General features: G+C 40.7%; 15 protein-coding genes. 9 read left to right on the plus strand and 6 right to left on the minus strand.

Going from position 1 to position 12471, the window contains the following annotated elements; translation table 11 throughout:
* Both LPA26_RS03210 and LPA26_RS03215 read left to right on the plus strand, forming a co-directional pair.
* Positions 1-360, plus strand: a complete 360-nt coding sequence (locus LPA26_RS03210; protein ID WP_229007321.1) for a response regulator — start codon at positions 1-3, stop codon at positions 358-360.
* A gap of 107 nt (positions 361-467) precedes the next feature.
* Positions 468-1544, plus strand: coding sequence for an HD domain-containing phosphohydrolase (locus tag LPA26_RS03215; RefSeq protein WP_055831387.1), 1077 nt, complete (start codon positions 468-470; stop codon positions 1542-1544).
* A 62-nt stretch (positions 1545-1606) separates the two neighbouring features.
* On the opposite strand, the gene LPA26_RS03220 is transcribed toward LPA26_RS03215, so the two are convergent.
* Positions 1607-2008: a hypothetical protein gene (locus tag LPA26_RS03220; protein WP_229007322.1), complete on the minus strand. Its 402-nt coding sequence runs from the start codon at positions 2006-2008 to the stop codon at positions 1607-1609.
* 316 nt (positions 2009-2324) lie between these two features.
* On the opposite strand from LPA26_RS03220, the gene LPA26_RS03225 reads away from it, so the two are divergent.
* From LPA26_RS03225 to LPA26_RS03250, 6 genes are read left to right on the plus strand one after another with little or no spacing between them, the layout of a single operon-like run.
* The gene (locus tag LPA26_RS03225) at positions 2325-3551 is read left to right on the plus strand and encodes a site-specific integrase (protein ID WP_229007323.1); all 1227 of its coding nucleotides are present in this window, start codon (positions 2325-2327) and stop codon (positions 3549-3551) included.
* A complete protein-coding gene (locus LPA26_RS03230) occupies positions 3548-5062 on the plus strand; it encodes a site-specific integrase (protein ID WP_229007324.1) in 1515 nt (504 codons plus the stop codon). Before LPA26_RS03225 ends, LPA26_RS03230 begins: the two co-directional genes overlap by 4 nt.
* A complete protein-coding gene (locus LPA26_RS03235; RefSeq protein ID WP_229007325.1) occupies positions 5052-5516 on the plus strand; it encodes a hypothetical protein in 465 nt (154 codons plus the stop codon). The genes LPA26_RS03230 and LPA26_RS03235 overlap by 11 nt, the downstream gene beginning before the upstream one ends.
* A gap of 17 nt (positions 5517-5533) precedes the next feature.
* Positions 5534-5869 carry a hypothetical protein gene (locus tag LPA26_RS03240; protein WP_229007326.1) on the plus strand — a complete coding sequence of 112 codons (336 nt, stop codon included), beginning with the start codon at positions 5534-5536 and terminating at the stop codon, positions 5867-5869.
* 51 nt (positions 5870-5920) lie between these two features.
* Positions 5921-7363 carry a hypothetical protein gene (locus tag LPA26_RS03245; RefSeq protein WP_229007327.1) on the plus strand — a complete coding sequence of 481 codons (1443 nt, stop codon included), beginning with the start codon at positions 5921-5923 and terminating at the stop codon, positions 7361-7363.
* Positions 7356-7820 (plus strand): hypothetical protein, encoded by a 465-nt coding sequence (locus LPA26_RS03250; RefSeq protein WP_229007328.1) that lies wholly within the window; start codon positions 7356-7358, stop codon positions 7818-7820. The genes LPA26_RS03245 and LPA26_RS03250 overlap by 8 nt, the downstream gene beginning before the upstream one ends.
* A 17-nt stretch (positions 7821-7837) precedes the next feature.
* Here LPA26_RS03250 and LPA26_RS03255 read toward each other — a convergent pair whose 3' ends face one another.
* The 5 genes from LPA26_RS03255 to LPA26_RS03275 form a co-directional block, all read right to left on the minus strand.
* On the minus strand, positions 7838-8116 hold the full coding sequence (locus LPA26_RS03255; RefSeq protein WP_229007329.1) for a helix-turn-helix domain-containing protein: 279 nt from the start codon (positions 8114-8116) through the stop codon (positions 7838-7840).
* Positions 8117-8650: 534 nt separating this feature from the next.
* Positions 8651-8986, minus strand: coding sequence for a hypothetical protein (locus LPA26_RS03260; RefSeq protein ID WP_229007331.1), 336 nt, complete (start codon positions 8984-8986; stop codon positions 8651-8653).
* 306 nt (positions 8987-9292) lie between these two features.
* Complete coding sequence (locus LPA26_RS03265) at positions 9293-9604, minus strand: hypothetical protein (protein ID WP_229007332.1); 312 nt, start codon at positions 9602-9604, stop codon at positions 9293-9295.
* A gap of 20 nt (positions 9605-9624) precedes the next feature.
* On the minus strand, positions 9625-10101 hold the full coding sequence (locus LPA26_RS03270; protein ID WP_229007333.1) for a hypothetical protein: 477 nt from the start codon (positions 10099-10101) through the stop codon (positions 9625-9627).
* 33 nt (positions 10102-10134) lie between these two features.
* A complete protein-coding gene (locus tag LPA26_RS03275) occupies positions 10135-10605 on the minus strand; it encodes a hypothetical protein (protein WP_229007334.1) in 471 nt (156 codons plus the stop codon).
* A 121-nt stretch (positions 10606-10726) separates the two neighbouring features.
* On the opposite strand from LPA26_RS03275, the gene LPA26_RS03280 reads away from it, so the two are divergent.
* Entirely contained in the window at positions 10727-12400 is a 1674-nt protein-coding gene (locus LPA26_RS03280) for a hypothetical protein (protein WP_229007335.1), read from the plus strand.
* The last annotated feature ends 71 nt before the right edge of the window (positions 12401-12471 follow it).

Below are 12471 nucleotides of genomic sequence, written 5' to 3' on the forward strand. Positions count from 1 at the left end.
ATGGCAAAAATCCTGATTGTTGAAGATAACCCAACCAATATGAAACTCGCACAACTGCTGTTAGAAACCTCCGGGCACGAAGTACTGCAAGCGGTAAACGCTGTTGATGGCTTGGATATTGCGCGCAACCAGTTACCGGAAGTTATCCTGATGGATATTCAGTTGCCAGGCATGGATGGCCTCACTGCAGCGCGTTTACTAAAGGAAGATAGTAAAACCAGCAAGATTAAAATTATTGCGCTGACTGCATTTGCCATGAAAGGCGATGAAGAAAAAATGCGTCACGCAGGCTGTGATGGATATATTGCCAAACCGATCCGTTATAAAGAATTTCTGGAAACAGTTGATGCGGTACTTTAAAAAAACTCCAGCAAAGTTTAAAGCTAATCCAGCCATTTTTCAGGCGGGCTTAAGCTACCTTGTGGCAAATTCCTACATTGAAATTAGCTTGCGGGGGGATAAATAACATGGATATGAAAGTCACGCGCAAGACCATTCTCATAGCAGATGATGAGGAAAAAAACCGTACATACCTGGATGCCATCTTGACCTCTGAGGGCTATGCCACCTTGCATGCACATGACGGGAAAATGGCATTCGAGCTAATCAAAGAGCATCAGCCGGATCTGATTCTATTGGATGCAATGATGCCGGTGCTGAATGGGTTTGAGTTAGCCGAGAAGTTGAAAAGTAATGAAGCAACAAAAGTGATCCCTATCATCATGATCACAGCGCTGGTTGACCGAAACTCCAGAATGCGCGCTTTACAATGTGGGGTAGAGGAGTTTGTGACCAAACCGGTAGACCGTGCCGAGCTGTGGATTCGGGTTAGAAACCTGTTACGTCTGAAGGAATATAACGACTTTTTAACTAATTACAGCCGTACACTTGAGGTACAAGTTGAAGAGCGTACAGAGCAGCTGTTAACCAGTTATTTTGATTCTATGTTCAGCATACTGCGGGCGGCAGAATTCCGTGATAAAGAAACTGGCGATCACATCCACCGTATTGCTTTTTTCTGTAAGGAGCTGGCCGCAAATATTGGCATGGGTTCCGAATTTTGTGACACCATTTACCATGCCAGCCCTCTGCATGATGTTGGCAAAATTGGGATCCCCGATCGTATTTTGCTTAAACCTGGCCCACATACGCCTGATGAATGGGAAATCATGAAAACCCATGCAGCATTAGGGTACAGCATTCTTGGCAATGGAAACAGTACATCACCGTTTACCATGATGGGCGCTGAAATTGCCCTTAATCATCATGAGCGCTGGAATGGGACTGGTTACCCAAATGGTATAAAAGGTGAAGCTATTCCATTAGCTGCACGGATCATGGTGATTAGTGATGTATATGATGCATTACGCAGCAAGCGCCCATACAAGCCTGCATATACACATGAGCATGCATTACAAATCATGCTGAAAGGTGATGGTCGTACACGTCCTGAACATTTTGACCCAATGCTACTCAACGCATTCGAAAAGCTCGCTGAGCGCTTCAGGGAAATATTCGAAGAGCATGAGGATTTGCCTGAATAGTTTCTTTGCTGCTATCGAATTTTAAATGTGTTTATCCAAGATAAATTCGAATAGGGTGCTGATTAGTATTTACGGTTTTTCCTGGTCTGCATCACCAAGGTTGTTGCGCGTTCGCTATTAATAAAAACCTCGCAGCTTAATTCCGCCGTTTCTAAACCGGTAGGTCTCGAATTGCAGCTGCTCGAAACACGTTTATCCTGGTAACTAATGCCTGGCAATTCACCGAAACCATAGCGATCCAATTTACCTTGTACATGCAACACATTATCAAAGTAGATGTATACGGTGCTCGTCACACTTCTACCAAGAATTCCGCTTTTCAACTCCTGATCAACCTTGCCGGTTATTTGTACCGGTTTAGTTAAGGAGTTGGAACGATCCAATTGGTGAGCAGTGACATGACTATGCTGCGCAGTACAGCTGGCAATGAATACAGAAGCAACACAAAGATAAATGTTTTTCATCCTTGGTACCTTTTAAGAGAGGAGTTTAGATAATAACTTAAATCCAACAGCAGTAATATGGACATCATTACTATTTAACATAATATACATTATGCGAAAGAATAGCATATTCAATAGTGTTGCGTAGATTTGTCAAAATTACTATTTTTCAAAGCAAAGATTTAGGCATAAATAGTAGTTACTCCTGTTGCAATGAATTTGTATTGCTCTTATAGGAAATGCAATAAATATTGCACTTATTCTTAATAATCAATGTGTTGTTGAAGTATTCTAAAATTCGTGTAAACATCTGATGAAACTCTAATGGAGAATAACTTTGCTGAAGCAGATTACTCTTGCAGATATCCCATCGAAACTACATGGTCCGACACTAGTTGATGCGCTAGGACTACCTAGGTATTGGGCGACAATTTGGAGTTTGCACAACTCTGCTGACCTCGCAACCAGCACGCGACAAAAGCAAATGCTGTATATCGAAGATTTATACCAATTTGCTGACTCCCTCTGGGGGAGCGGCTTCCTGGATAAGGCGATTACACGGGTTGACCTGGCCAGTATCGGAGAGCTATTAGAAGCGTATTTTGTATCAATCCAAAATCAACCCACAATTAATAGTAGTGCTCATACGAAATGGCATACTGCTTTTGAGTTCATAAGGCTTACTTTATTGAGGCTGAGTAAGGGCAACAACCCTTTTAGTGAACTTAAAGAACTTGAAGCTAGAGTGAATAGGCTAAATTTACTGTATCAACAGTTGAAAATAAAAAGGCAACCTAGCCCAGATGTAATCAGGTCACTCCCCGCAAGTGTGGTACAGGCCCTTTATATAACGTTGGATCCAACCTCACCTACAAATCCCTTCAGGAATACTCGAACAAAGTGGCAGGTGTTTGTAATATTTATTGTGCTACTTCATCAAGGTTTGCGTCGTGGAGAGCTGCTTTCGCTTCCTATAGATGTAGTAAGGAGCGGCTACGACAAAGAGTTAGGTGTAACTCGATATTGGCTAGCTGTGCAAAAAAATCCTTATGCTAATACCGATGAGGACACTCGATATAACAAACCGAGCATAAAAACAGTAGACTCAATAAGGCAAATACCGGTCAGTGAATTAACAGCAAACGTAATTCAAGAATACATCGAGAATTATCGAGGGAAACCGAGCCATCCATTTCTTATAAACTCTCAACACAATAATCCCCTATCCACTGAGTCAATCACCCTGCTCTTTAAGAAGATTTCACAATTCATGACTGCAAGTGTTATGCATGATCTGCAACTGAGAACAGGGAAGACTTCCATAACTGCTCACGACTTAAGACATACATGCGCAGTGATTCGATTAAATCAACTGCTTCAATTGGGTGACTCTATGGATGTGGCACTGCAGAAAATGCGATCATTCTTTGGATGGTCCAGAACTTCAGATATGCCTCGTAAATATGCAAAAGCAGTCTTTGAAGATAGGCTGGCAAGTGTATGGAACAATGTTTTTGATGATCGTATTGCACTCCTAAGAGCTATTCCAAGGAGTGAGCCATGAAAATTGAGACTCAAGGTCGCTTGTTCCAGGAGGTGGGTGAAAAACTCCCTTTCGATTTGCCTGAACTTTCATCTGTAATTAGATATTACGATGACTTTAACGATACCCATAGGTCCATTCAGAATCCTCAAGATTTGGATGTATGGAAGATCTCAGCTGGTGGTTCAGTAACTTCGCTTAAATTTGATTGGCATGACTTGGATCTAAAAAGTTTATTGAAATCCTGGGTAGCTTTTCTTTTGCAAACTACAGCTCCTGCGACGGTCACTTTTTATTATTCTAGCCTCCAACGCATCCCTTCTGAGGAACTGTGGCTTCTTATCAAAAACACACCGACCACAGTGCGTCAATACTGGCACATTACACTAGCAAAAGACTACACCTCATCTCAACTAAGCAGCCTGAAAAGTATCCTCTACTTTCTTTGCCGGTCCAATTTACAAGGCTGGTCTTCTGACTTTTTGCCATCTCTTTCAAATCTCTCCATCCGAGCAATGGATAAATACGCGAGTGTTAGAACGGGAGATGTTTTTCTTAGTATGAATGAAGAGGCAATTCTGATCGCATATTTTGATGAGCTTGCACAGCAGATTTATAAGAGTTCTGAGTCACTTTCTGATCAAGAATTAAGAGATGTAGCCATTCTGATCAGCTCCTTCCAGTTTGGCTTGAGACCTTTGCAAATTGCAATGCTACGCATGGCTGATGTACGTATTTGGTCAGATGAAGCAAGTGATTTTCCATCCGTACATTTGAGCTTTCGGATGATCAAACAACGTACGAAAAGGAAAACCTTACATTTACCGCGAAGAGTAAAGAATGAATGGGCTGGGCTTTTTGCCGAGCTTTACCTGCGAAGAAAGAATGAAGATTTAGATGGGTCAGAAAGATTTTTTAAAGTGGAGAGCGCAAAGCAAACTGCAGAAGTCATTAGCAGACTTACTGGCGAATTGTTGCCTGAAAGTAGAAGCACAACTGAACTGCGCCATACTGCGGCTCAACGCCTGGCAGATGCCGGGGCCAATCAAGAAGAACTCGCTGAATTTTTAGGGCACAGTGATCTTGATACAGCTTTGGTCTACTTCCAAACCTCACCGAATCAAGCAGAGTTAGTTAATCGTGCACTCGGCGTTTCAAAGATATATCAGCAGATCGCAAAAATTGGACATGAGCGATTTATAAGTACTGAAGAGCTGACTTCCCTTAAGGCTGACCAACAAATCGGTGCAGTGCCACATGGGATACCAATAACCGGTATTGGCGGTTGCTGTAGCGGCCAACCCTCATGCGATTTCAATCCCGTAATGGCCTGTTATGGATGCAAAAAATTTATGCCATTACACGATAGTGAAATACATAGGAAGGTATTAGCAGACTTTAGAGGCGTGGTGTCCTTATTTGCGGATTCGAGCCGTGCAGACTTACGCACTCCAGCATTTCTTCAGCTAGAAAAGACCATAGCAAATGTTCAGTCTTTGATTGCAGAAATTGAGGGCGACCATGCCGAATGAACATTATGAGTCATTCATTGCCTTTGGGCGCACCTTGGCCGCTAATCACGAAGTCCAATGGGACTTACATCTTTATTCAGATGGAATAGTACATGAGGAGAGCGCATGGAATATAACAGCCATGGTGAAAGGCTCCCCTCCTCCCGTGCATTGGATTAGAGACTTTGGAAGTGACGTTAAAACGCTTCAGGAGTTAAATTCAAGACGAACCAAAACAGGAACTCAAGTTTTAAGAAAAACGCCGCTAACAAGCTCCTGGCAAGACTTTATAAAGAGTGCGATTTTGGAGCAGTTACTTTCTCGTCGAAATACCACGAGGCATGTAATTGGTAGCATTGCTCGGCCACTTAGGGTCATAGCCACCTGCACTTCGCGGGAGCCATGGGATTTATTGGTTGAAGATATTCACATGCATATGAAGTTGCTCAAGCAGCTCAGCCTTCTGGCAAGCTAGCAGATTGCATTCTAGGCGTGGTAAAAAATATTCTTGATATCAACCATATCACAAATTGCGGACCGCTCTACCCGGCCCTTGAATTTCAACGACGCAATATCAGGAATAACCGCACAAAGTTCACTAAGACTACAGATGAACTTCGCAAGGAGTTGGCTGAAAGAAAAAATGCAGCCAAGCTTCCCGAAAAGAAAGCATTTTGGGAACTGGTGCGTATCGTTTTCACGGAACAACCAAAGAGCTTTCTAGACATGCTGCGATTTGCTCAAGTCAAAATTTTACTTCTTTGTGGGTTACGCATTGGGGAGGTTTGTCTTTTGCCGGCAGATTGGAAAAGGGCTCGTGATTATTAAGATGCTTCTGGTCGTCCCGCGGGAGAGCTAGGAGGCTACTCTCGGGCGTTGATGTTACGTCATTTTGCTGAAAAACAGCAAAGCCCTGACTCGGACAGCATTGTTCTTTTTGAAACGGCACAGTATATTCCTTCGATGTTTGAAGGGATTTTGACTGAAACACTCGATCAGATAGTAAGTGCCACGCACCCCTTGAGATATACCTTGCAACGTCAGATTGAGGAGAATCGAATACTGCCATGGTTCAACAAAGATGAACTGATCTCTGCCGTCGATCTATACACCCACCTCACAGGTAACCCAGTATTCGCCAATTTATCATCTGATCAGCTTCAAAATTACTCTTCTCGCTACCGTAGTTCTTATGATCCAAGTGTGTTTGATGAAATGCGGGAATTGCAATTTAATATCAGCGATAACGCTCAATTGAATGGGGCTTTATATATCTTCTTCAACCGCCTTAAAGGAAAGCTTACCTTCAGACAAGCAAATGGAATTGAGTGGAATGATTCCAGATTTAAGTGGGTTAATGTGTTCTTGAGAATAGATGAAGTTGAAGAATATTTGCGTAAAAGCGTCTCCACTAAACTGTCCGATACTAGCCCTCTAAGATTAGCCGAAGGAGTCCTTCCTGCCCAAGATCTTATGTTCTTAATGCCTAAACGTGCGCTTGCTGAAGGACGTAACGATGGATTGTGCGATATAAAACGATACTATTCAGTGGGCAGGTTCGATGCTGCTATGTTGCAGCACTCACTTTCTGGCTCACATATTTCCGTTTCAAGTCTATTCGAAAACTATGCGCATAACGATGAATACCGAAAGCTTTCGCTTAACCCACACTCCTTTAGACATCTCCAAAACTCCGAGCTCTTTCGGTTAGGCATTGCCGATACTGCAATCACAAAACGATTTGATCGGCGAAGTGTGGCACAAAGCTATGAATATGATCATAGGTCACTTGCCGAAGAATTAGACCATATAGATCTTCCACCAGAAGTGGAAACTACATTAGGCGTGAAAGCCGCAACTGTAGCTCGATTGATCAAAGCGGGAAGAGCAAGCGGCCCTATCGTTCAGCAATTTCGGAAAATTCAGCACGAAGATGGCGAAGATGCAGCTTTTGAATATTTGAAGGTCGAAGCTGATGGTTTCCACTCGACGCCTTACGGGCATTGCATCAATAGTTTCACCGTCGATCCTTGTCCAAAACATCTGGAGTGCTTTTCGGGTTGCCGACATCTTACCGCGACAAATCTTCCTGAAAATATAAGCAATCTCATTAAGCTTGAACGCAGATTTCAAGTTGCTCTCACTGAGGCACAGGCTAAACCCGCAAATACAATAGGCCGATCAAATCAAATTGAACATGCAACGATCAGGTTGGAGAGCATACGCAAAATATTAAAGACCCCCACTGGGGCACAAGTCTTCCCTGAAGGCCAAGATTTTTCCAGGCGCAAAGATACTTCGAGGACGGTACACGATGACTAAGTCGTTCGCTAGTAGCCAACAACTCTCTATTGATATAGAAATAGAGTTAGTGCTTCAGCAGATGCTTGATAACGATGAAACTATCACTGCTAGAGGAGTGGTAAATAGGCTTGAAGGCTTAAAAGCTGCTTCGTCAATTACCCGGAATTCTCAAAGAGTTGCTCAGCTAAAGATATTTCAGGATAGGCAAATAGAATTTAGAAGATGGCAAGGTCGTGTGGGGAAGATTTCAAAAGAGAATCTTGCCCAAGCGATAGCAGCCCGCGAAGCAAAGATTGCTGACTTACAACGCCAAGTTGAAATATTAACTGCCTCTCACATAGCCATGATTCGAGCTGTTGGCGAGTTAGGGGGATATGCTAAATGGGCGAAATTTTTCGAGAGCTATCAAGTTACTCATGACATGTTGCTCTCAAAAATGGTCATATCCTCAGCAAATGAGGACGGAGCGAAGTAATAATCAAGTGACTACCTTTACTCAAATAAAAGTGCTTCTGCTTTAACTTGCTCAATTAGCTTTTCTATATCGCTCACACCATCAGCATTAGCGTACGTCTTTAATAAAAGTGTTAGAGGATGAATATTCAATGACTTGGCCAAGTCATTAACTTTTTCAATGGTTGGTGATTTGAGCCCTCTTTCAAGAGTACTTAAATAAGTTCTGCTTGAGGTATCGGAAAAGTCTTCTTGGGTTAATCCTATTTTCTTTCTGACTGTTTGTAGCGCCTTGCCGAATGCTCTATTAATTTCCATACGACTTCCTTTATAAAGAAGTCACATATAGCCAAAATGAACACTATAGGACTACAATCTATAGTGTTCATTTAATATTGCGCATTAATTCTGGAAAATGTTTGAGACCATTAATAACAGTGAGATCCCCTTACCAAAAGAGCTTGCTCCAAATGGCGAAAAACTTTGGAGTTATATACATGTGCAACTTCATAAAGCATGGTTTTATGCTGAAGTTGAACAGGTAATCGAGGGCTTCAAAACGCATTCAATGTATATTCTAAGCTCTGTTTCGCAGCTTCAGAGTTTGGCTGCTAACCAGTGAACAAAACTTACAGCTGTACATATTTCGGCCCCCAAGCACCTCACTGAGAATGATTGCTGGAGGATGTACCGTTTGAAAAGAATCATGCGAGGACTAAGAAAAAACAACAGTGGTGAAACGTGGACTACAATCTTCGAAGTTTATGATGAGGAGAAATTGATTTATGACCCTCCCCTTTCAGCAAGGGATAGGTTGAGGAATATCGAAGTTGTATTGGAGTTCCAAGGTCTTTAATGTCGTTTACCCATAAAATCGAGTGTCACATCTTTTATTGAGATTCCTTTGTATCTATATAAAGAGGCTTTGCAGAGTGCGTCAAGCTCAAACTGAGCCATATCACCTGGCGGCCCAACTAGTTTGTATAACCTTCCACTAATTGTATGGCCTTCTTTTAACTCAGTATCCAAAGCGGAGATGGGAGTTGATATTCTTCCACGCTCATTGATAAATCCGATGAAGTGGTAGGTTACACCTTCTTGAGACACGATCTCTTGAATTGCCCAATCTTCTAAAAGTACCTCTGAAATTACGGATACAGGTGCAGCAGGTGATAATATAATGATCATAGGTTATGAGCTGTTTCGGATCATTGTAACCAGTTCTCTAGATTATTTACTGTGTTTTTACAGAGCTCTTTAACTTGGTAGCATCAACAATCAATGCTTCTATCACAATACACAGGGGTGTAACACTATTGGAAGCCGCATCAGGACATTGGATGCGACATACAGCTGGTTTTATATGACTTCAGGGAATAGGATATCAGGCATGTGAGAGATAATCACTACACCAAAAATAACCTGCATTCGTAAGGTTATAGTCGTCATCAAAATACTGAGTTTAACCACAAGCTTAACTGGTAAAGTAGCCTTTTATTTCAAATATCCATATTGCTTCAATCTTTTAGTGCATTTAGCTAACTCTTCTGCAGCGAAAAGTTCATGCCACTTTTCATTTTCATAAATCAAAGCTTCCAAAGTTAGATCTAAACGCCCTCTCTCCCAAAGTGCTGTATACCCATCAGGAGTTTTCGGAGATAGAATCAATCTCCGAGCGGTTTCAACGGCTCCAAGTTCTAAATGCATGTTTTTAAAAGTTGTAGCTTTATAACCTGCTTCATTTAATGCTCGGTCATAAATGCTATACATCGCATGTTCAAAATCCTCACTTAATTTGTTACTCATGCCTAGCCTGTTCCCAACCTCTAATTTCCATATGTAGGATTGAAAGAAGCGCTTAACCATTTATAAAACGCTATAGGATTTAAGCAAGATTGCATCATGTGAACGCGATATCTTGATTGTGTTGTTGTAACCGCAAAAGATCCAATTATTTTTTCATTGAAAGAGATACCCACAGCAAACATATCTCGTGGAGGAATAGTAGAGTTTCCCAAATAAAAGGCATGATTATCCACGCCATCAAAAACTGCCTCATTTTCATCATACCAAGGAATAGAAAATAGCTTTCCATCTTCTAAAACAAAGCCATAATCAGATAGCGTAACAGGATGCTTTGCCGTATTCACTACATAAAGAGAAGTGGCTGGAGTAGCAATTGGTCTGAAAAGGCCTGTCTTTACATAGATTCTGTCCGTTTGATCTACAAATGTTTTCCATAAATTCAGAATGCCTGCGATGGCTGCAATCACAGCACCAACTAAAGTGACCAATTCTTGCATTTCCTTCTCCCTAGATGTGTTTTATAACTCCGATTATTTTTTCTGCCCTACTTCAAAAAAACTGCTCCCATTTCCTTTGATAGTCGCAATTGTTCCTCGAAAATCATATTTCTTTATACCTCGGGTGAGTTCAGTCTCCATATTAATGACTGCTACTTGAAATCTGGACTCATCATTTGATTCAAATTCCATTACACATGTAGGCTCTAATATTACCTTTACAGATTTGATAAGGCTATTATTGCCACCTTTTTGACGATGAATCTTTATACCAGTAATCCGTTGACATCCGGACTCGTCATGACCTGAAGTCCAAATTACCGATATAGGAAATTCTTTACCTTTTGGCCCTACCATCAAATCATGCTTGTATTCTTGATTTTTAGCATCAGTCAATTTCAAGGGAGTTTCAATTTCGTAGATTAATCCAGTTGTAGCTTTTTCCGAAGAGCAGCCTGACATTGCGAAACATAACGCAGCAATTACCCAAACCAAATTTCTCATATTGTTCTCCCTGTAATTTTATCGCTATAGGCTCATTGATATAAGTGTAATTTAAGCGTAAATTCTTACAAAGGAGTATGTAAATTAATATAAAAAATACGTCTTAGGTGAGGATAAGAAAATGAAAGGTTTTTGTCTGTGCATTGCATGCATTTTACTGCTCTCTTCTTGTGAAACTTCTTTAAAAAGCACTAGCCTGATCCCTTTCAAATATGCGGAAAATCAGCAGAACAATAGTAGTGGCTCAGGGTTGATATATAAATTACCTACCAAACGATTTACATTAACTGTTGATGGTGAAATCACTGATTGCAAGACTTTGGATAATGGAAATTACAATCTAATTACTAAAGTGAATACCAATTTAACGTCTAGTTTAGAAGGCGATGATTCGCAGGTTTATTTACTTGATTATCAAGCTTTGAAATCAAAGACGAAAACTCAGGAATTAGCAGTTACGATGGGGAATAACAATTTTATTTCTTCCATAAATAGTAAAGTAACGGATCAAACTGGCCCAATAATTACTAATGTAGCGACTGCAATTTTTTCGTTAGCTCAATCCACAATTATCCCAAACGTACTCCCAGGTCCAACTTATTACAACGCTAAAGGCGTTATAAGCATGGGTAAAGTAGTATCTAACTGCCCTGGATTTATAGTAAAGAAACTAGCTGAGATCAAACAGTTAGAATCACATGTTTCTGACATTCAGGCCAACCAAAAAAATAAGACTGAGTATTCAAACAAAATCACAAATGTGGAACAAGAGATTATTGCAATCGAAGCAACCCTAAAATTTTATAAACATCTTCTGAATCCAAAGTTGCGTACTGAAAACGAAAGAAGACTTGCTAGCAAATTAGTTGAAAAATCACATTTAAATGCCAAACTGACCAATATCAATGATTCTCTTAAGGACACAGATATGAATGGAGAATTGGGTAAGTTGGCTTCTGCAAAAGCTTACTTGACATTTAAAATAAGCCAAAGCACCCTTCCTTCACTAAAAATAACATCTGATCCTAGCTCAGAGATAAATTTAACATTAGATAAAGACCCTGCCTTCTTTCAAAGAGCACTCAATGCTGATAAGGACATTCTAGTTCATTGTTCGAACTGTCCAAATTTCAAATTAGCATTCAGAAGAGTGGCTCAAGTAGAAACTGCTCCTGAGCCTAAAAAAATAGCCGGTAATTTTGGGATTGCTTACAGGGTCCCGGCAAACGTAGAGGTTGAATTGTCGGTAAAACGTGAAAATGAGACCCTAGTATTGAGTAATAGCATTGTGCCTATACCCCAGTTCGGTCATATAGCAACTTTAGATTTGACTAATAGAGTTTTTGAAGACACCAACTTGCAAGTCAGTTTTGATGACAATGGAAGCATCACCAAACTCAACTTCAATTCAAATGCTCAAGCCCTGGCAGCATCAGCAACCGCCAAGGACGTATTTAGTGGATATCTAAACTTTGTCAAAGAGAATGAAAAGATTAAGGTTGATGCCAAGAAACAAGGCCTAGACCTGGGAAAAGCAGATATTGATTTAGCAAAAGCCCAAAGTGAGCTAAGCTTGATAAATTCAAATAATGAGCTTACAACGTCAAATAATAGCTTAAAGCTTCTTAAGAATGTGTTGGATTTACAAGCATCCCAAGCCGGTACTGGAGGTACTGATTATGAGAAGATTAATAAACTACAGCGTGACAATGAACTACTTAATTTGATGATTGAGAATGCAAAAAAACAAAAAGAACTGCAGGACATTCAAAAAACATTAGTTGTGACACCTTAGTGAGTCCCTAATAATTTAATTTTAACAATTAATCATACGCTGTGAAATGAATTTTTGTGAATATTGATCAC

This window comes from Methylophilus sp. Leaf408, from assembly GCF_916856905.1.
Lineage (GTDB): Bacteria > Pseudomonadota > Gammaproteobacteria > Burkholderiales > Methylophilaceae > Methylophilus.

Excerpts from the sequence above, each read along its gene's own strand:
- LPA26_RS03220 (WP_229007322.1), bottom strand. The coding sequence starts at position 2,008 with ATGAAAAACATTTATCTTTGTGTTGCTTCTGTATTCATTGCCAGCTGT.
- LPA26_RS03245 (WP_229007327.1), top strand. The coding sequence starts at position 5,921 with ATGTTACGTCATTTTGCTGAAAAACAGCAAAGCCCTGACTCGGACAGC.
- LPA26_RS03235 (WP_229007325.1), top strand. The coding sequence starts at position 5,052 with ATGCCGAATGAACATTATGAGTCATTCATTGCCTTTGGGCGCACCTTG.
- LPA26_RS03265 (WP_229007332.1), bottom strand. The coding sequence starts at position 9,604 with ATGAGTAACAAATTAAGTGAGGATTTTGAACATGCGATGTATAGCATT.
- LPA26_RS03210 (WP_229007321.1), top strand. The coding sequence starts at position 1 with ATGGCAAAAATCCTGATTGTTGAAGATAACCCAACCAATATGAAACTC.
- LPA26_RS03250 (WP_229007328.1), top strand. The coding sequence starts at position 7,356 with ATGACTAAGTCGTTCGCTAGTAGCCAACAACTCTCTATTGATATAGAA.
- LPA26_RS03270 (WP_229007333.1), bottom strand. The coding sequence starts at position 10,101 with ATGCAAGAATTGGTCACTTTAGTTGGTGCTGTGATTGCAGCCATCGCA.
- LPA26_RS03215 (WP_055831387.1), top strand. The coding sequence starts at position 468 with ATGGATATGAAAGTCACGCGCAAGACCATTCTCATAGCAGATGATGAG.
- LPA26_RS03275 (WP_229007334.1), bottom strand. The coding sequence starts at position 10,605 with ATGAGAAATTTGGTTTGGGTAATTGCTGCGTTATGTTTCGCAATGTCA.
- LPA26_RS03280 (WP_229007335.1), top strand. The coding sequence starts at position 10,727 with ATGAAAGGTTTTTGTCTGTGCATTGCATGCATTTTACTGCTCTCTTCT.
- LPA26_RS03230 (WP_229007324.1), top strand. The coding sequence starts at position 3,548 with ATGAAAATTGAGACTCAAGGTCGCTTGTTCCAGGAGGTGGGTGAAAAA.
- LPA26_RS03255 (WP_229007329.1), bottom strand. The coding sequence starts at position 8,116 with ATGGAAATTAATAGAGCATTCGGCAAGGCGCTACAAACAGTCAGAAAG.
- LPA26_RS03260 (WP_229007331.1), bottom strand. The coding sequence starts at position 8,986 with ATGATCATTATATTATCACCTGCTGCACCTGTATCCGTAATTTCAGAG.